The organism is Microbacterium sp. GXF7504 (assembly GCF_054798235.1).
Genome location: NZ_JBSJZI010000003.1, coordinates 406,501 through 425,900, shown reverse-complemented (window position 1 = coordinate 425,900; position 19,400 = coordinate 406,501). Strand labels below are relative to the sequence as shown.

General features: G+C 74.9%; 12 protein-coding genes. 9 read left to right on the top strand and 3 right to left on the bottom strand.

Features of this window, described 5'->3' with window-relative positions:
• Positions 1–25: 25 nt before the first annotated feature.
• A complete protein-coding gene (gene rsmI / locus ACWAUO_RS09380) occupies positions 26–844 on the bottom strand; it encodes a 16S rRNA (cytidine(1402)-2'-O)-methyltransferase (protein WP_460774919.1) in 819 nt (272 codons plus the stop codon).
• A 22-nt stretch (positions 845–866) separates the two neighbouring features.
• On the opposite strand from rsmI, the gene ACWAUO_RS09375 reads away from it, so the two are divergent.
• Positions 867–2,408, top strand: coding sequence for a dolichyl-phosphate-mannose--protein mannosyltransferase (locus ACWAUO_RS09375; RefSeq protein ID WP_460774918.1), 1,542 nt, complete (start codon positions 867–869; stop codon positions 2,406–2,408).
• 9 nt (positions 2,409–2,417) lie between these two features.
• Here ACWAUO_RS09375 and ACWAUO_RS09370 read toward each other — a convergent pair whose 3' ends face one another.
• Both ACWAUO_RS09370 and ACWAUO_RS09365 read right to left on the bottom strand, forming a co-directional pair.
• A complete protein-coding gene (locus ACWAUO_RS09370; protein ID WP_460774917.1) occupies positions 2,418–2,963 on the bottom strand; it encodes a MarR family winged helix-turn-helix transcriptional regulator in 546 nt (181 codons plus the stop codon).
• Positions 2,964–2,986: 23 nt separating this feature from the next.
• Positions 2,987–4,804 carry a thioredoxin domain-containing protein gene (locus ACWAUO_RS09365; protein ID WP_460774915.1) on the bottom strand — a complete coding sequence of 606 codons (1,818 nt, stop codon included), beginning with the start codon at positions 4,802–4,804 and terminating at the stop codon, positions 2,987–2,989.
• 198 nt (positions 4,805–5,002) lie between these two features.
• Between ACWAUO_RS09365 and ACWAUO_RS09360 the strand changes: the two genes are divergently transcribed.
• Genes ACWAUO_RS09360 through ACWAUO_RS09325 form a run of 8 tightly spaced genes read left to right on the top strand, consistent with a single transcriptional unit; the run spans position 5,003 to position 19,398 of the window.
• Positions 5,003–6,139 carry a serine/threonine-protein kinase gene (locus tag ACWAUO_RS09360; protein WP_460774914.1) on the top strand — a complete coding sequence of 379 codons (1,137 nt, stop codon included), beginning with the start codon at positions 5,003–5,005 and terminating at the stop codon, positions 6,137–6,139.
• 3 nt (positions 6,140–6,142) lie between these two features.
• Complete coding sequence (locus ACWAUO_RS09355) at positions 6,143–12,154, top strand: Ig-like domain-containing protein (protein WP_460774912.1); 6,012 nt, start codon at positions 6,143–6,145, stop codon at positions 12,152–12,154.
• Positions 12,151–13,116 carry an AAA family ATPase gene (locus ACWAUO_RS09350; RefSeq protein WP_460774911.1) on the top strand — a complete coding sequence of 322 codons (966 nt, stop codon included), beginning with the start codon at positions 12,151–12,153 and terminating at the stop codon, positions 13,114–13,116. The genes ACWAUO_RS09355 and ACWAUO_RS09350 overlap by 4 nt, the downstream gene beginning before the upstream one ends.
• The gene (locus tag ACWAUO_RS09345) at positions 13,113–14,477 is read left to right on the top strand and encodes a DUF58 domain-containing protein (RefSeq protein WP_460774909.1); all 1,365 of its coding nucleotides are present in this window, start codon (positions 13,113–13,115) and stop codon (positions 14,475–14,477) included. The genes ACWAUO_RS09350 and ACWAUO_RS09345 overlap by 4 nt, the downstream gene beginning before the upstream one ends.
• Entirely contained in the window at positions 14,474–16,969 is a 2,496-nt protein-coding gene (locus tag ACWAUO_RS09340; protein WP_460774908.1) for a transglutaminase domain-containing protein, read from the top strand. The genes ACWAUO_RS09345 and ACWAUO_RS09340 overlap by 4 nt, the downstream gene beginning before the upstream one ends.
• Positions 16,966–17,796 (top strand): PP2C family protein-serine/threonine phosphatase, encoded by an 831-nt coding sequence (locus tag ACWAUO_RS09335; protein WP_460774906.1) that lies wholly within the window; start codon positions 16,966–16,968, stop codon positions 17,794–17,796. Before ACWAUO_RS09340 ends, ACWAUO_RS09335 begins: the two co-directional genes overlap by 4 nt.
• Positions 17,789–18,640 (top strand): FHA domain-containing protein, encoded by an 852-nt coding sequence (locus tag ACWAUO_RS09330; protein ID WP_460774905.1) that lies wholly within the window; start codon positions 17,789–17,791, stop codon positions 18,638–18,640. Before ACWAUO_RS09335 ends, ACWAUO_RS09330 begins: the two co-directional genes overlap by 8 nt.
• The gene (locus tag ACWAUO_RS09325) at positions 18,637–19,398 is read left to right on the top strand and encodes a hypothetical protein (RefSeq protein WP_460774904.1); all 762 of its coding nucleotides are present in this window, start codon (positions 18,637–18,639) and stop codon (positions 19,396–19,398) included. The genes ACWAUO_RS09330 and ACWAUO_RS09325 overlap by 4 nt, the downstream gene beginning before the upstream one ends.
• Positions 19,399–19,400 lie beyond the last annotated feature (2 nt).

The window sequence follows — 19,400 nt, the reverse complement described above, 5'->3', positions numbered from 1 at the left end:
CGGGTCCTCCGCGCGTGACGGTTCGTCAGCCGCGCACGGCGAGCGCGGCCTGGTAGAGCTCGCGCGAGGAGTGGCCGGTGTGCGCGGAGACCTCGCCCGCGGCGTCCTTCAGCCGCATCCCGTCGCGGGTGAGCTCGAGCACCTGCGTGACGGCGTCGGGGAACGGGAGCTCCCGAGCCGGCGCGCCCTCGACCACGACGACGATCTCGCCGCGGACTCCGTCCTCCGCCCAGGCGGCGAGCTCGGCGAGCGTGCCGCGGCGCACCTCCTCGTGGAGCTTGGTGAGCTCGCGGCAGACCACGGCGCGGCGGTCGGCGCCGAAGCCCTGGGCGAGGTCGGCGAGGGATGCGGCGAGCCGGGCGGGGCTCTCGAAGAAGACCATGGTGCGCCGCTCGGCGGACAGCGACGCGGCGAGCGTGCGGCGCTCCCCCGCCTTCCGCGGCAGGAACCCCTCGAACGTGAACCGGTCGGTGGGAAGCCCGGAGACGGCGAGCGCCGTCACGACGGCGGACGGCCCGGGCAGGGCGGTGACGGGCACGCCCTGGGCGGCGGCCTCGGCGACGAGGCCGTAGCCGGGGTCGCTGACGGTGGGCATGCCGGCGTCGCTGACCACGAGCACGTCCTGCTCGGCGGCGAGTGCGACGAGTTCGGCGGCGCGCTGCTTCTCGTTGTGGTCGTGCAGGGCGATGAGCCGCGGGCGATTCGCGACGCCGAGCGCCGACAGCAGCCGCTGGGTGGTGCGGGTGTCCTCGGCCGCCACGACGGCGGCCTGCTCGAGCGCCTCGACGAGCCGCCGGGAGGCGTCACCGAGGTTCCCGATGGGGGTGGCCGCGAGGATGATCATCCGGCCAGCATAGGCTGGGCGCGTGACCGCGACCGCCCCGCCGCTGCTGCCGCACGAACGGCCGTCGCGGTCCGACCGGTGGCTCCGGCGTCTGCGCACCGACCCGGTCCTCGCGCGTCGCGTGGACGTCCTGGCGCCCGTCCTGCTCACGGTGTTCGCGGGGCTCCTCCGCCTCGTCGGGCTGGGGCACCCGCGCGCCCTCGTGTTCGACGAGACGTACTACGTGAAGGACGCGTGGTCGCAGTGGCTGCTGGGGTACACGGCATCGTGGCCGGAGGGCGCCGACACCGCGTTCGTCGACGGTGTCGTCGATGGGTTCGACATCGCCCCGAGCTTCTCGGTGCACCCGCCGCTCGGCAAGTGGCTCATCGGCCTCGGCATGTGGCTCGTCGGCCCCGAGCACCCGTTCGGGTGGCGTCTCATGACCGCGGTCGCCGGCACGACGCTCGTGCTGCTCGTGTACCTCGTGACCCGGATGCTCACCCGGTCCACGCCGCTCGCCACCCTGGCCGGGTTCCTCCTCGCGATCGACGGTGTCGGGATCGTGCTCAGCCGGGTGGGGCTCCTCGACGTGTTCCTGGCGTGCTTCTCACTGTTGGCCTGCTGGTTCGTGCTCCTGGACCAACGGCAGCACATCGCCCGGCTGACGCGCGCGGTCGCCGGCCGCGCTGCGCCGATGTGGGGACCGCTGCGGTGGTCGCGCCCGTGGCTGCTCGCCGCCGGCGCCGCGGCCGGCGCCGCGTGCGCGGTGAAGTGGTCCGGACTGTACGTGCTCGCCGCGCTCGGCCTGTACGTCGTGGTCGTCGACGCCCTGGTGCGCCGGCGCCTGGGCATCCGGATGTGGCCCACGGATGCGGTGCGCCAGGGCGCCGCGGCGTTCGTGCTCCTGGTGCCGGTCGCGGTGGTCGTCTACCTCGCGTCCTGGACGGGGTGGCTCGTCTCGGACGGCGGGTACGACCGCCGCAGCGCGGACGGCGACCCGGCGACCGGGTTCTGGGCGTGGGTGCCGCTGCCGCTGCAGAGCCTCTGGCACTTCCACGTGGCGATCTACCGCTTCCACGTCGGACTGTCGACGCCGCACGGGTACGAGAGCCCGGCCTGGCAGTGGCCGCTGCTCGTGCGTCCGACCTCGATGTTCTGGGAGCAGGACGACCAGGGGGTGCAGGCGATCTCCAGCATCCCGAACCCGCTCATCTGGTGGGCGGGCGTCGCGGCGGTGCTGTACGTGCTGTACCGGTTCGTCCGCACCCGGCGGGTGGAGCACGCGTTCGTGCTCGCCGGGGTCGCGGCGACGTACGTGCCGTGGCTGCTGTACCCGGAGCGGACGATCTTCCAGTTCTACACGGTGGCCGTGGCGCCCTTCCTCGTCATCGCGATCGCCCTCGCGGTGCGCGATCTCCTCGCCACGCGAGACCCCGACCGGCGGCTCGCGGTGCGGCGGACCGTCGTGGTTTTCACCGTGCTGGCGACCCTCCTGTCGGCGTTCTGGTACCCGGTCTGGGTCGCCGCGGACGTGCCGTACGGGTTCTGGCGGCTGCACAACTGGCTGCCCACCTGGGTCTGACCCGCCGGGTCAGGAGACGCGCTGCTCCTGGGGCTCGTCCTGGTGCAGGTGCTCGGGTTCGACCTCGTCGACGGCCGCCTGCAGCCGGGCGAGGCAGTCCATCACGATCCGGGTCTCGTCAGGCGTCATGTCGACCACGGCCGACAGCATCCGCTCGTGCATCGCGCCGAGCGTGGCGCGCACCTCCGCGTCGGTGTCGCGGGTGGGGATGACGTAGATGCTGCGGCGGTCGCTGGCGTGGCGCTCGCGGCGCACGTGCCCCGACCGTTCGAGCCGGTCGACGACCGCGGTCATCGACGCGGTCGACACACCGAGGTAGCGGGCGAGTTCGCCCGGCGGCACGAACCGGCCCTCGCGCTGGGCCTTGAGGAGGTAGCGGAGCACGAGCAGGTCGTTCTCCCCCATGGACATCGCCTCCCGGGTGCGGCGGCGCATCGCCACCTCGGAAGCGCGGTAGAGCCGGAACGACTGCAGCAGCTCCACCGCGCGGCGGCGACGTGCGTCGTCGGTGTCGGCGTACCAGTAGCCGCTGCCGACCTCGGGCTCATCGGGCATGCGTCCGATGATAGGGCTCGGCGTCACCGCGCGGACGCCAGCGCGCCGGGGTCGACGACCGGCAGCCGGCACACGAACCCGCGGCAGTCGTAGGCCGTGGCGCGTCCGTCCTGCACGTCGCGGCCGTCGAACAGGGTGAACCCCGCCGCCGAGAACGCCCGGGCCTGCAGTGACGACACGACCGCGACCAGATCGGCGTCGACCTCGCGCGCGGCGGCCCGCATGGCCGTCTCCCCCGCCTCGGCGACCACGACGACCTGCCGGGGCGGGACGGCGAGTTCGGCCGCGACCCGGAGGATCGCGCCGTGGGCGGCCGGATCGGCGAGGGCCCGCGCCGCGTGCGCGGCGACGAGGGCCTCCGCGCGTTCGCGGTACGCGTCGCCCGCACCCATCCACCACAGCCGGAGCGCGGCGGCGGCGACCGACGCCGGTCCTCCCGGGTGGTCGCCGTCCGAGTCCTCACCCGGCGGCACCCCCAGCGCGTCGAGCGCCGGGTCACCGGTCGCGGTGCCGGCGCGGTCGACCAGCTCGCGCGCACGTTCGGCGTAGGCGACCTCGCCGGTCGCGCACGCCAGGGCGACGAGCCCCTCGGCGAGCGCCCCGTGGTCGGCCGCCGTCGCCACCGCGCGCGAGGTGACCTCGTCGAGCGAGGCGCGGCGGAGCACGCCGTCGGGCCCCACGTTCGCGCCGAGCACCGCGTCGACCGCGCGGCGGGCGATCCCCAGCGCCGACTCGTCGCCCGTCACGGCGGCGTACCGCGCGAGCGCGGCGACGGCCAGGCCGTTCCAGCCCGTCACGACCTTGCCGTCGACCGACGGCCGTTCGAGCCGGGCGCGCTCCTCGTCGTCCCGGGCGTAGTACCCGCCCTCGCTCCGCTCCCCGTCGATCCACGACTCCGAGTCCTGCGCGGCGGCGAGCCCGCCGCCCGGGCGCTCCATCACCTCGGCGAGGAAGGACACCACGCCGCGGGCGACCTCGAGGTCGCCGAGTTCGACGGCCAGCGCGAGCAGTCCGGCGTTGTCGGTCAGCATCCGCTCGTAGTGCGGCACGCTCCAGTCCCGCCGGGTGGCGTAGCGGAAGAACCCGCCGTCCCGGTCCCGGAGCGGCGACGCCGCCATCGCCCGGAGCGCCCGGTCCGCGACCGCCGCGGCGTCCGGCGCGTCGGCGACCACGAGCGGCGCGCGCAACAGCCGGAGCGCGGGCACGGTCGGGAACTTCGGGGTCTGCACGGGGGCGCCCGGCGCCGCGAACCCGCCGTACTCGGGATCCTCGAACCCGGCGAGGGTCCGCGCCGCCGCCACCACGGCGGCCGCGTCCGGCAGCGGGCCGGCACCGGCGCGGGCTGCCTCGGCGAGCGCGTCGCGAAGCGCCGCCGCGGTCGCCGCGACCTCGCCGCGACGCTCGGTCCACGCCTCGGTCACCGCGCGCAGCACGTCGCGGAACGCGGGGCTGCCGCCACGCGGCATCGGCGGCCAGTAGGTGCCGGCGAAGAACGCCGCCCCGTCCGCGTCGGTGAACACCGTGAGCGGCCAGCCGAGGTTCCGGGTGAACGCGGATGCGGCCGAGAGGAAGGCCCGGTCGACGTCCGGGTGCTCCTCCCGGTCGACCTTCACGGCGACGAACCCCTCGTTCAGCTGCGCGGCGGTGGCAGCGTCCTGGAACGACTCGCGCGCCATCACGTGGCACCAGTGGCAGGTCGAGTAGCCGATCGACACCATGACCGGCACGTCGCGCCGGCGCGCCTCCTCGAACGCCTCACGGCCCCACGGGCGCCACGCGACCGGGTTGTCGGCGTGGGCGCGGAGGTACGGGCTCGCGGAGGTCGCCAGTGCGTCGTTCATCCGTCCACGCTAGGGCCGCGCGCATGCACGCGGAACGGCTTGCGCCGGCCGGCCCCGCCGACCTCACGGGACGGCATACCGGTGCGGACCCGGTGTCCACAAGCGGCCGGGCGCGTCCAGGGCGCTGTGTTAGAAAGGATCGCACGGAGGCCGGGGCCTTCCGTGACCAGGGGTGCGTGAACGGCTGAGGAGGCGGGGGTGGCTCAGAGACTGCCCGCTGCACCCCCGGTGCTCCCCGGATTCTCGTACGTGCGCCCCCTCGGCACCGGCGGATTCGCCGACGTCTTCCTCTTCGAACAGGACATGCCCCGCCGTCCCGTCGCGGTCAAGGTGCTGCTCGAGGACATCGTCGACGACGGCCTGCTGCGCATGTTCAACGCGGAGGCCGACGTCATGGCGCGGCTGTCCGCGCATCCCTCGATCCTCACGATCTACCAGGCGAGCATCTCCTCCGACGGCCGCCCCTACATCGTGATGGAGTACTGCCCCACCTCGCTCACCTCGCGGTACCGGCGCGAGGAGATCCCGGTCGCGGAGGTGCTGCAGGTCGGCGTGCGGATCGGTTCGGCGTTGGAGACCGCGCACCGGTCCGGGCTCCTGCACCGCGACATCAAGCCCTCGAACATCCTCATCACCGCGTTCGGCGCCCCCGTGCTCTCGGACTTCGGCATCGCCTCCTCCGTCGCCGGCCGCGGCGAGGAGGAGGTCTTCGCGATGTCGGTGCCGTGGAGCGCCCCCGAGGTGATCGACGAGAAGGTCGCCGGGTCCGTCCCGGCCGAGGTCTGGAGCCTCGGCGCGACGCTGTACTCCCTGCTCGCCGGCCGCAGCCCGTTCGAGCGCGACGGCAGCGGCCGGAACTCCCGCGACCAGCTGAAGGCCCGCATCCGGCGCGCCGCGTACACCCCCATCGGCCGGGCGGACGTGCCGCCGAGCCTGGAAGCGGTGCTGCAGCGGTCGATGAGCCGCGACCCGTCGGCCCGGCAGGCCTCGGCCGCGCAGCTCGCGTACGAGCTGCAGCTCGTGCAGCACGAGCTCGGGGTGCCCCACACGCCGATGGAGGTCGCGGTCGACGAGTGGGCCGCCGCGGGCGCGCCCGTCACGTTCGACGACGACCGGATGCGGGGACCCGTGCGCCCCGCGGTGCCGTACGAGTCGCGGCGGCCGGGCCGCGCCCGCACCACCGATCGGCGGCGGCCCGACGAGGGCACCGTGCTGGCGGGGGCGCAGGGCCGGAGCCCTGGCCGGGCCCGTGCGGTGGTGCTCGGCGTCGCGCTGGCCGCCGTGCTCGTCGCCGCCGCCGTCACCGTGACCCTCCTCGTCGTGGGAGGCGGGTGACCCGTGGCAGGCAGGCCGAATCCCCCCGTCCACCGGCGCCCCTGGTTCATCGCCACCGCGATCACCGTCGCGGTGGCCGCCGTCGCGACCGTCGCGGTCGTCTGGCCCGGCTTCGACGCGCAGCGCACCCCGCCCGACGACGGGACCGTGTGGGCGCTGCAGGACGGCGACGGCCGGCGGTACGCCCGCGTGAACACGGTGATCGGCGAACTCGACACGGTCAAGCGCGTCGCGAGTCCCAGCGGCATCGTGCAGGACGCCGACCGTCTGTTCGTCTTCGCCGACGGCGACGCGCGGTTCGCCGAGGTGGACACCGCCCGCCCGGCCGACCTCGACGGCGACGAGGACGACACGTTCCAGAACACCCCGGCGGGCACGGTCGCCGTCGCCTCCGCCGGACGCCACCTCGCGTACCTCACCGACCGCGGCGCCGTGTCGGCCTCGTCGCTCGACGCTCCGGGCACGCTCGTGTCGATCGACCCGTACGCCGACGACGACCCCGACGACGAGCGCAACCGCACCTTCGTCGCCTCCGCGGTGGCGGTCGACGAGGACGGCACGGTCTACGCGTACTCCGCCGAGGAGGCGCGGGTCATCCGGGCGGATGCGGCGACCGGCCGCATCCGGGGCTCGGACGACGTGCCGGACGCCCCGACGGAGGACGTGCAGTTGACCGCCGTGGGCGGCGACTGGGCGCTGTTCACCCCCGACGACGGCACCGTGTGGGTCCGGGGCGCGGGCGACCCGGTCGACACCGACGCCGTCGGCGGCGTGCTGCAGGAGCCCTCCCGCGACGGGGACGCCGTGCACGTGGCCGACGCGACGGGCCTGTTCGCGGTGCCGCTGGACGGCTCGGGGGCACGGCGGGTGACCGCCGAGGGCGTCGTCCGGGGGACGCCCGCCGCCCCGGCCGTGCTCGACGGCGTGCTCTACGGCGCCTGGCTGCCCGCGGCGGGGGCCGGCGGCGTGCTGTGGTCGTCCGAGACGGGTGAGACCGACCTCGATTACGGCGGCGCCGAGCTCGGCGACGACGTCGCGCCGGTGCTCGCCCGCAACGGGTCGCGCATGATCCTCAACGAGACCCGGTCCGGGTGGGTGTGGACCGTGCCGGACGGCCGGCTCGTGCCCTCCTCGCAGCAGTGGGACGTCGACGAGGAGCAGCCCACCGTCCAGCAGGAGGACGTCACCGCCGAACGGGTCGTCGACCCGAAACCGCCGGTCGCGGTCGACGACGCCTTCGGCGTGCGGGCCGGACGCTCGGTCGTGCTGCCCGTGCTCCTGAACGACCACGACCCGAACGAGGACGTGCTGGCGGTCGACCCCGCATCCGTGGAGGGGCTCGACGCCGCCTTCGGCACGGTCGCGACCACGAACGAGCAGCAGGAGCTCGTGGTCCAGATCGCGTCCGGCGCCACCGGCTCCGCCACCTTCCGCTACCGGGCGACCGACGGCACGAGCGCGGACGGGCTCCTCTCCGAGCCCGCCACCGTCACCCTCACGGTCGTGCCGGAGGACGTCAACACCGCGCCCGTGTGGTGCGGGGTCGAGGGCTGCCTCGCGAGCTGGCCGGCCCCGCAGGTCGCGCCCGGCGGCACGGTCGCCGTCGACGTCCGCGAGGGCTGGGTCGACCCCGAGGGCGACCCCGTCTACGTGTCCGCCGCCGTGAACGGTTCCGGCGTGGGCTCGCTCGCCCTCGACCCGCAGGGCACCGTCACCTACCAGCACCCCAACCCGAACGAGGCGCAGGCGCAGACCGTGCCGGTCGCCCTCACCGTCTCGGACGCACGGGGCCTGTCCACCCCGGTCGAACTCGACATCGCCGTCACGCCGGCACCGCAGCTGGTCGCCGAGTCGTTCGCACTCGTCGGGGCCGTCGGACAGCCGCTCACGGTCGACGTCGCGTCGCACGTGACCGGCGCCACCGGCGGCGTCGCCGTCCGCTCGGCGACCGCGATCGACGAGTCCGGCGGGGAGATCGTCGTGAACTCCGTCGCGGGCAGCTTCTCGTTCACCGGCGCGACGCCCGGCTCGTACGTCATCCAGTACCTCGTCGCCGACGACGTCACCGAGGCGACCGGACTCGCGCGGGTCACGCTCGTCGACGCCGCGCAGACCCAGATCACGACGCCGCCGCTCACCGCCTTCGTCCGCCCGGGCGAGGATGCGACGGTCGACGTCGTCTCGGCCGTGACCAACCCGGCCGGGCTCGTGCTGCTCGCGAGCGACCTGCGCGTCGAGCCCGACGCGACCGCATCCCTCTCGGTCGACCTCGTCGGCGAGAGCATGCTGCGGGTCACCGGCACGACCGACAGCGGCGAGCCCGGGGTGCTCGGCGTCGCCCGCTACACTGTCTCCGACGGCACCGGCAACGGCTACACCACCGCCCAGGGCGAGGTGACCGTCGTGCTGCTGCCCGCCGCGATCGCGGAGCCGCCCATCGCCGTCGACGACGCCGTGACGGTGCGCGCCGGCGCACAGATCGACATCCCGGTGCTGCTGAACGACACCGCCCCCTCGGGCGCCCAGTTCTCGATCGACCCGTCGAAGGTGAGCAACGACGACGGCGCCGGGCTCGCCTTCGCGACCGGCCGACTGCTGCGCTACCTCGCCCCCGACGAGCCGGGCACGTACACCGTCGGGTACACGATCTACCGGCTCGGCTTCCCCGACATGACCGACACCGCCCGGGTGACGATCACGGTCGTCTCGGACGAGTCGAACTCCGCCCCGCTCCCCCGCACGCTCGTCGGCCGCGTGCTCAGCGGCGCGACCGTCTCGATCCCGTTCGACCGGTTCGCGGTCGACCCCGACGGCGACAGCGTCGCGCTCGACCGCATCACGGCGCAGCCCGAACGCGGCTCGGCCGTCATCAACGCCACCGGCGACGCCATCGTCTACACCAGCGCCCCCGGCGACCGCGGCCAGGTCACCTTCAGCTACCAGGTCCGCGACGCACAGGGCTCGACCGGCACCGGCGAGGTGCGGGTCGGCGTGCTGGATGCGGAATCCGACCCCGCGCCGGTGACCTACAGCGACTACCTGCAGGTGCAGGTGGGCCCCGAGGGCATCGCCCGCGTCCGCCCGGCCGACAACGACATCGACCCCGCCGGCGGCGACCTCGAGGTCATCGACGTCCGCCCGAACGCCGAGGTCGGCTCCGACGAGTACGCCTACCTCGAGAAGCTGCTCGGCGAGGTGTCCGAGGACGGCGAGGTGACGCTGCGGGCGGGGACGGAACTCGGCACCTACTCGTTCGCCTACACCGTCCGCAACGCCTTCGGCGACACCGCGATCGGGCTCATCGTGCTGAAGGTCGTCCGCGACCCGGTGCCCGACTACCCGGTCATCCGCGACACCACGCTCACGGTGGAGACGCGCCGGGACTTCCCGCGCGGGGTCGACGTGCTCGACGGCAAGGTGTCCTGGAGCGCCGGCGACACCGGCGGCCTGTCGCTCTCGCTCTGGGGCGACCCGCCCGCCGGGGTGGAGGCCCGCGGCGCCCGCATCTCCGGCGAGGTGCCGGAACAGACGCAGCTCATCCCGTTCGAGGTGTCCGGCACGACCTTCGACGGCACCGAGGTCACCTCCTACGGGTTCCTGCGCGTGCCCGGTACGAACGACCTGCAGCTCACGCTGCGCGCCTCCGCCTCGACCGTCGAGGTCGACGAGCGGCAGAGCGTGGAGTGGGACATGGCGGACGCGGTCGCCCTCCCGCCGAAGGCCGAGATCGAACTCGGCGGCAAGCTCTCCGTCGGCGGCGCGCGCGCCGAGGCGACCTGCGAGGTCGTCTCGGGGACGAGGGTGCGGTACACGGCCGGCGCGGGCGCGCCATGGACCGACTCGTGCACCGTCCCGGTGCGGTTGGCGGGCCAGGAGGACTACACCTACCTCGCCGTCCAGGTGCGGGTGATCGCCGAGAACCCGCAGCCCGAGCTCCGCCCCGCGGCCCTCACGGTGAGCCCCGGCTCGTCGGCGACCTACGACCTCACCGGGATGACGAGCTGGGCGGGCACCGAGGACTGGGCATCGCTGCGCTACGCGGTCTCCTACGTCGGCGACCAGTTCACCGTCGTGCAGGAGGGCACCGTGGTGACGGTGACGGCGAAGGACGCGTCGCGGCCGGGCCGCCAGGAGCCGGCGACGGTGACCCTCACGAGCCATCGCGAGGCGGTCCCGTCGACGCTCCAGCTCACGGTGGGCCCGGCCCCGTCCACGCTCCCCAAGGGCGCCACGCTCACCCAGACGTGCAGTCAGGCGAGCGGCGGCGGCTGCACCATCCAGGTCATCGGCGCCGCGGGCGAGGTGAACCCGCTCCCGGGCACGCCGCTGCGTCTGGTCGCGGTCGGCGGCACCTCCGGCGGCGTGTGCGCGGGGGTGAGCTTCGCGGTCGCGAGCGCCACGGCGATCCAGGCGTCGTGGACCCCGGATGCCGACGGCACCCGGTGCACGGTCGGGTTCAGCGTCGAGGACGCCCAGGGCCGGCAGTCCAGCGGCGACCGCGACGGGCAGGTGACGCTCGACCTGCAGGGCTACCCGAAGGCGCCCGCGAGCGTCGTGCAGAGCGCGTTCGGCGACCGCTCGATCACGCTCCGCGTCGACCCCGGCACGGCGGGCATCGCCTACCCTGCGCTCCAGGGCTTCCACGTCTACGAGGGTTCGCGCATGGTCACCACCTGTGACCCGTCCGGGGCGTGCCAGCCGTTCTCCGTCGACGCGAACGGACAGCAGCGCACGTACGAGGCGCGGGCGTTCAACAGCGTCGGCGACTCCCGCACCGGCGTCTCCGTGCGCGCCTGGGCGTACCGCGCACCGACCCTCGGCGACGTGACCGTCGAGCCGGTCTACGACCCGCGGCGCACGACGCTCGAGACCGGTGCCGTCCGCATCCGCATCGCCAACGCCGACCCGGAGGTGCGCTCGTACACCGTCACGGGCGCGGCATCCGACGTCTCGCGCGCACCCGGAGACACGACCGAGGTCGTCGTCACCCTCCCGGTGGGCCCGCAGACCGTGACGGTCACCCCCAACAGCGCCAACTCCGCCCCCGACGGCAGCGGCTCGGTCGGCGGCGCCGTCTCCAAGGGCGTCGCCGTGGCGGGGCTTCCCACGGCCGGTGGCGTGAGCGTCGTGAAGGAGTCGAAGACCTCGATCACGGTCTCCGTCCCGGAGGTGGGCCGCAACCACAGCACCCGCGACACCGAGATCGTCTACGTCGCCTTCCGGCCCGGCGGCGACTTCTCCTGCGCCGTCGACGGCGACGGGCACCTGCGCGGCGCCTCCGGCGGCACGACCTCCACGAGCCCCACCGTGAGCGGGCTGAACGAGAACACCGAGTACGTCGTCGGCGCCTGCGTCGGCAACGGCTTCGGCGCGGTCAAGTCCGGCACCGCCTCGGGATGGGCCTGGGAGCCGCCGGCCGCGCCGGAGACCGCGACCTACGGCATGGACCGCTCCGCCCGCGGCGGCAGCGTCGCGTACACCGCGACGTACCCGTCGGTGCCGAACCGTCCCGGGTTCGAGACCGTCGTCACCGGCTGGCAGCCCGGCATCGGCCAGGAGGGGTCGATGACCGCGAAGTACTGCGTCTGGGGTTCCGGGCAGAGCCGGTGCGGGCCGGAGAAGCGGGTCACCGCCGCCGACCCGACCCGGGCGGTGCAGGCCACCCTCGTGAACGCCCGCATCACGCAGTGCGTCGCCGGGTCCGCGCTGCGCGGCGCGCTCGACCAGAACCCCGGCGGCCTCGGCGCGACCTCCTTCGACCCCGCCACCGTGAAGTACCTCAAGCGCGGCGTCCTCGGCTTCAACTGGGTCGAGGTGGCCAAGGACCCGGAGAACCCGCTCGTGGTGCCCCGCGGCGCCGAGCGCGTCCAGGTCGACCTGCTGTTCACCTGGAACACCACCGGCGGTGCCCAGTACGGCGTCGACCGGTTCCCCCTCGACGCGTCGACGTGCGACCCCGGTGCGCCGGTCGACCCCGACCCAGAGCCCGACCCCACCGAAGGGACCACCCCATGACCATCACGCCCGAGCAGACCGCCTGGTTCCAGGACACCTTCGAGGCGCTCGTGGAGAACGTGGAGCAGGTCGTCCTCGGCAAGCGGCACGTCATCGAGCTGGCGTTCACCGCGATGATCGCCGAGGGGCACCTGCTGCTCGAGGACTTCCCCGGCACCGGCAAGACCTCGCTCGCCCGCGCCATGGGCCAGTCCGTGCAGGGCACGAGCAACCGCATCCAGTTCACCCCCGACCTGCTGCCCGGCGACGTCACCGGCATCACCGTGTACGACCAGAAGCGCGGCGAGTTCGAGTTCCACCCCGGCCCGATCTTCGCGAACGTCGTCCTCGCCGACGAGATCAACCGGGCGAGCCCCAAGACGCAGTCGGCGCTCCTGGAGGTCATGGAGGAGGGTCAGGTCACCGTCGACGGCGTGACGCGGCCCGTCGGCGCCCCGTTCCTCGTCGTCGCGACCCAGAACCCCGTCGAGCAGGCGGGGACGTACCGGCTCCCGGAGGCGCAGCTCGACCGGTTCCTGCTGAAGACCTCGCTCGGCTACCCCGACCACGCCGCCACCGTCCGCATCCTCGAGGGCTCCTCGCAGGTGCGGCGCGAGGTGTCGCCCGTCGTCACCCCGGATGCGGTCGTCGCGATGTCCGGCTTCGCTCGCGACGTCTACCTCAACCCGCTCGTGCTCGACTACATCTCCCGTGTCGTCGACGCCACCCGGCACGCGGCGCAGGTGCGGCTGGGCGTGAGTGTCCGCGGCGCACTTGCCCTCACCCGCGCCGCCCGCGCCTGGGCGGCCGCGCACGGCCGCTCCTACGTCACGCCGGACGACGTGAAGGCGCTCGCCGAGCCCGTCCTCGCGCACCGCCTGATCCTCGACCCGGAGGCGGAGTTCGACGGTGTGACGGCGAGCGCCGTCATCGGGCAGGTCATGCTCGACGTCGCGCCGCCCAGCCAGCGGGAAGCCGTGTGAGCACCGACGGCTCCTCCCGGCTGACGCGCACCGGCGGATCGACCTCGACGTCGACCTCGACGAAGACGCGCACCCGGTACGCGACCTCCCGGCAGACGACGGTCCTCGTCGTCGGGGGCGTCCGCTTCTGGCGGCGCGTCCGCCGGACGGTCGGGCGCGCCGCCGGGGCGGTCACGGCCACCGTCACCCCCGCCGGGTGGCTGTGCGTCGCGGTCGCCGTGCTGGGGCTGGGCCTCGGGCTGCCGTTCGGCTGGATCGAGTTCGCGGTCGCCGGCGTCATCGCCCTCGTGCTCCTGGTGTGCGCCGTCCCGTTCCTGTTCAGCGCGCGCGCCTACGACGTGACGCTCACCCTGGCGCACGACCGGGTGGTCGCCGGCGACGCGGTCACCGCCGAGCTCCGGGTCGCGAACGTGGGCTCGGGCGTCGCACTCCCCGGCCGGGTGGACGTCCCCGTCGGCGAGGGCATCGTCGACGTCGCGGTGCCGCTGCTGCGCAAGGGCGCGGCGCACACGCAGACCATCGACATCCCCGCGGCGCACCGCGGCATCGTCGACGTGGGTCCCGCCCGCACCGTCCGGGGCGACCCGCTCGGGATCCTGCGCCGCGAGATCGCCTGGCAGGACGTGCACACGCTGTACATCCACCCGGTCACCACCTCGATCCCCTCCACCGCCACGGGCTTCGTCCGCGACCTCGAGGGCAACCCCTCCACGCTCGTCGTCGACGCCGACATCTCGTTCCACGCGATTCGCGAGTACGCGCCGGGCGACTCGCAGCGACAGATCCACTGGAAGTCGACCGCGAAGACCGGCACGCTCATGGTCCGCCAGTACGAGGAGACCCGCCGCTCCCGCATGGTCGTGGTGCTCGCGGTCGGCGACGACGAGTACGCCGACCCGGAGCAGTTCGAGCTCGCGGTGAGCGCGGTCGGGTCGCTCGGTGTCCGCGGCATCCGCGACGGCCGCGACGTGTCCGTCGTCGTCGGCGGCGAGGTGCCGGAGTTCGCACGGCGGGCCGTCCGCACCACCCGCGACCTCACGACGCTGACCAGTCGCACCCTGCTGGACGACCTCGCCGGGCTCGAGCGGGGGGAGCACGTCACGTCCCTCGGCGACGCGGCCGCGCTCGCGGTCGAGGCGCACCGCGACGTGTCGATCGGCTTCCTCGTCTGCGGGTCCGTACCGTCCCTGCGCACGATCCAGCACGCCGCGCTCTCCTTCCCGCCCGACGTGGGCGTCGCGGCACTCGTGTGCGACCCCACCGCCGAGCCCTCGTACCGCACCATCGGCGGGGCGTCGATCGTCACGATCGGGCTGCTCGACGACCTGCGCCACGTCCTCGCCCGGAGCGCCCAGTCGTGAGCGCGCCCCCCGTCCCCCCGCTGCGGCGCACCCGCGCCGCCCGCACCCGCGCACGGTCACGGGGTGACCTCGTCACGCTCATCGGCGACGTCGCGTTCCTCGACGCACTCCTCGCGATCGGGGTCGTCGCCTGGTGGCCCGTGTTCCGTGACCCGTGGCTGTTCGTGACGGGGCTCGCGGCGATCGCGCTCGTCGACGTCATCGCCCTGCTCGGCCTGCGCCTGCGGTGGCCGGCCTGGCTCGTGGCCGCCGTCACGCTCGGCGCCTACCTGGTCGGCGGCGTCCCGCTCGCCGCGCCCGGCGCCCTCACCGACCTGCCCACGCTGCCCGCCATGTTCGTCGCCGTGCTCACCGCACCGGCGACCGGGTGGAAGAACCTGCTGACCCTCGATCTGCCCCTCGGCACCTACCAGGCGACGCTGGCGCCGCTGTTCCTGCTGCTGCTCGTCACCGGCGTGCTCGCGCTGTCGCTGACGATCCGCCGCACCCGGTTCTGGTCGCTCGCAGCGCCCATCACCCTCCTCGTGCTGGTCGCCGGCGTGCTCTTCGGCTCCAGCGCGGTCACGGGCACCGCGCGCATCGGCGTCTGGGAGGTCCCCGGCGTGCTCGAGGTCGCGGTCGGAGTGGGCGCCCTCGGCGTCGCCCTGGCCTGGTACCTGTGGCGTGCCGTCGCCACCCGGCGGGCGGCGCTGCGCACCGCGCGCGAGGCGACCGGGGTCCGAAGCCCCGCCCGCGCACACCGCAGCGTCCTCACCCGCCTCGTCGCGGGCACCGCGATGGCCGTCGTCGCGCTCGTCGCGGGGGTCACCCTCGCCCCTGCGGCCCTCGCCGGGTCGACGCGAGACGTGCTCCGCACCGGCGTCGACCCGGTCCTGCGCATCCGCGCCGAACTCAGCCCCCTCACGGACTACCGCGCGGCGTTCACGGACGACGCCTACGACACCGTGCTGTTCACCGTCTCCGGCGCGGGCGGCGCAGACCGGGTGCGCCTGGCGACCCTCCCCCACTTCGACGGCCGCGTCATGCAGGCGGTCGACCCGGACGCGGCCGACGGCGCCGCCTTCGTGCGGGTGCCCTCCCGCATCGACGCCGGCGAGGGCACGCAGATCGAGGCCCGTGTCACGGTCGAGGGCTACCGCGGGATCTGGGTGCCCACCGTCGGCGAGCTCCGCTCCCTCCGGTTCGACGGCGGCGCACGCGCCGCGCTGAGCGACGGCTTCTACTACGACGCCGCGCAGCGCACCGGCGTCGAGCTCGCCGACCCCGGCCTCACCGAGGGCGTCGACTACACGCTCACCGGCGTGCTCACGGCGGCCGACCGCGATCCGGCGACGCTCGAGCCGGGCGAGGACGGCGTCCGGATGGACCCCGACCTCATCCCGGACAGCGTCGACACGTGGATCGAGATGCAGGGCTCGCCGACCGGCGGCGCCGGACTCGCCGAGCTCATCGCCACGCTGCGCGCCCGCGGCTACCTGAGCCACGCCCTCAGCGTGCCCGCGGACGACCCGCCCGCCTGGATCTCCGATCTCGACGGCTACGCGTTCGAGCCCAGTCGCGCCGGACACTCCACCGACCGCATCGACGCGCTGTTCACCGAGCTCATCGACAAGCAGAACGACGTCGCCTCCGACGGCGACGCGCTGCTGGTCGCCGCCCCGGGTGACGACGAGCAGTTCGCCGTGGCCGCCGCGATGATCGCGGAACGGCTCGGGTTCGCCGCGCGGGTGGTGGTCGGCGCCCGGCTCGCGACCGACGACGACACCCTCCCGGTGTGCGAGGACGGCGCGTGCACGGGGGGCTCCCTCGCCGCCTGGATCGAGGTGCAGGACGCCGACGGCGGCTGGACCGCCGTCGACACCACCCCGCAGCACACCGTGCCGCTCTCGCCGGACGTGCAGCAGCGCCGCGACCCGCAGAACCCGACGGAGGTCGACCCGCAGCAGGCGGACACCGTGCTGCCGCCCGAGGCCGACCCGGCCGATTCCGGCGGCACCGACGACGACCCGGCGGCGCAGACCGACCTGGCGTGGCTGTGGGCGACGGCACGGATCGGCGGCATCTCGCTGTCCGTGCTGCTCATCCTCGCGCTGCCGGCCCTGGCGCTGCTGCTGGCCAAGCTCATCCGCTACCGCACCCGCCGCTCGAGTCCCGATCCGATCGACCGCGTCGTCGCGGGCTGGGACGAATTCGTCGACACGGCGCTCGACCACGGCGCCGACCTGCCCCGTGCCGCGACCCGCAGCGAGGTCGCCGCGGCCCTCGCCGCGGGATCGGCCGCGACCCTCGCCGCCGAGGCGGACCGCGCCGTGTTCGCGCCCGCACCGCCCGACCACGGCGACGGCGAGGCGTTCTGGGCGCTCGTGGACGCCGAACGCGAGCGGATGCGGCAGGAGTCCACCTTCTGGGGCCGATGGAAGGCCCGGCTGTCGCTGCGCTCGTTCCGCGAGCGCCTGCTGCCGCCTGCGCCGAGGAAGGGACGCCGGCGATGAGTGCGCGCGTGGTCGTCGCCGCGGGGATGCGCACCGAACGCGGTCGGACGCACGAGGTCAACGAGGACGCGGTGATCGCCGCGCATCCGGTGTACCTCGTCTCCGACGGCATGGGCGGCCACGAGGCCGGCGATCGGGCGAGCGCCGCCGTCGTCGACGCGTTCGCACCCCTCAGGGGCCGGCTCGACGTGCGGCCCGAGGAGGTCGTGTCGGCCCTCGCCGAGGCGCACGACGCGGTCGCGCGCATCGCGCGACGCCACACGCGCGGCGCCGGTGCCACCCTGTCCGGCGTGGTCGCGGTGGTGCAGCACGGTGTCCCGGTCTGGCTCGTCGTGAACCTCGGCGACTCGCGCGTGTACCGGTTGGTCGGCAGCGCCCTCGAACAGCTCACGGTCGACCACTCGGTCGTGCAGGAGCTCGTCGCCTCGGGCGCACTGCGCCCCGCGGAGGCGCACCGGCATCCGGAACGGAACGTGCTCACCCGGGCGGTCGGCGACCTCGCCGGCGACGCCGACTACTGGCTCGCCCCCATCGTCACCGGCGAGCGCCTGCTCGTCTGCACCGACGGCCTCAGCGACCGGCTGGGCGAGGAGGCCATCCGCGCCGGGCTCACGATGGGCGGTGCCGCCGCGCAGACCGCGCACGGACTCGTGGCCCAGGCCCTCGCCCGCGGTGCCCGCGACGACGTGACCGCGATCGTGGTCGACGTGCGCGAGGGCACCGTCACCCCGCGCGCCGACGACGTCACCGGCGGGTTCGGCACGAGCACGCAGGGCGGGGCGGAACCGGTCGACGCCGACACGCTCACCGGGAGGGACGATGACTGAACGGGTCTGGCTCGACGGTGCGCTTCCCGCGGTCGCGACCGAGACGTGGGCGGTGCTCGCGACCGGGCGCGGTGCGGTGCCCGCCGCCCGCCGCATCCTCGCCCTCCCGGCGGACACGGCCTCCCCCGCACCCGTGCTCGACGCGCTCGTCGCCGACGGGGTCGGCACCGCCCCCGGGTTCGCGCTCGTGGCCCTCGTGGACGGCCGGCTGACCGCGTTCCTGCGCGGCCCGTTCGCGCTGCGCATCGAGCACGAGGACGGCGGAGCGGCCCGCGTTGACGGGTACGGGGTGCACAGCTGGCGGGAGGTGGTGCTCGACGGCGTGCAGCGCGCGTGGGTGCTGCAGTCCCCCGCGATCACCCGCACGGACGCCGCCCTCCGCGCGACGCCGGTGCGCCCGGGACCGACCACCGCGTCGGGACTCGCCATGCGCACCGTCCGCGCGGTCGCCGCCGCCACCCCGCCCGCGATCACCGGAGCGGACGGGGCGCTGCCGGACGGACCGCCGCGGTGCATCGAGCTGCCGGACGGCGCCCGGGTCCCGATCGAGGGCGAGCTGCTCATCGGCCGGGGGCCCCGGACCGACCGGCTGGATGCGGCCGGCCTGCCCGTGCTCGTCGTCCTCGACCGGGCACCGCGCGAGCTCTCCCGCACCCACGTGCGGGTCCGCCGCGACGGCGACGAGGTGCGCATCGAGGACCTCGGCGGCGCGGGCGGCACGGCCCTGACCGGCGCCGACGGGGTCCCGCGGCGGCTGCGTGCCGCCGAACCCGTGCCGGTGGCGGCGGGACAGACCGCGGAGCTGCCCGGTGGTGTCCGCATCCGATTCCTGGGGGACGCATGAGCACGCACGACGACGACGAGGCCACCCGCATCAGCCGCCGGGGCGAGGCGCCGGAGGAGGCGACCCGTCGCTCCCGCCGCGTCCGCGACGACGTCGACGAGGCCACGCGCGTGACCCGGCGCGATGCACCGTCGGTGCGGGATGCCGAGGACGAGGAGGACGAGGAGGCGACCCGGCTCGTGCGCCGCCCCGCCGCGGCCGCCGTGACGCCGGACGACACGGCCGTGGACGACGACGCCACCCGGATCACCCGCCGCCCGGCCGAACCCGCACCGGCGCACGTCGAGGACGAGGACGACGCGACCCGCGTCACCCGCCGCCCGGCCGAACCCGACGACGACGCCACCCGCGTGTCGCGCCGGCCCGCCGAACCCGCACCGGCCCCCGCCGAGCCCGATGACGACGCCACCCGCGTCACCCGCCGCCCCGCCGAGCCCGATGACGACGCCACCCGCGTCACCCGCCGCCCGGCCGAACCCGCCGACGACGCCACCGCGGTCACCCGTGTGCGCGGCGCGCACCCGGTCGGCCCCCGCCCCGCGGACACGGCCGAGGCGGTGCCGCTGCGCACCCCGGAGGTCCGGAGCACCCCGCCGGCGGGTGCGCCGCTCCCCGACCCGGAGCCGAACGACGGCGGTGCCGCGGCCCGTGCCGCCCGCGGTCGCACGCTCGCGGTGCGCCTCGGCATCCTCGCCGGCGGGGCCGTCATCGCGCTCGTCGGCGCGGTCGTCGGGCTCGTGATGCTCCTGGGTGCGTGAGC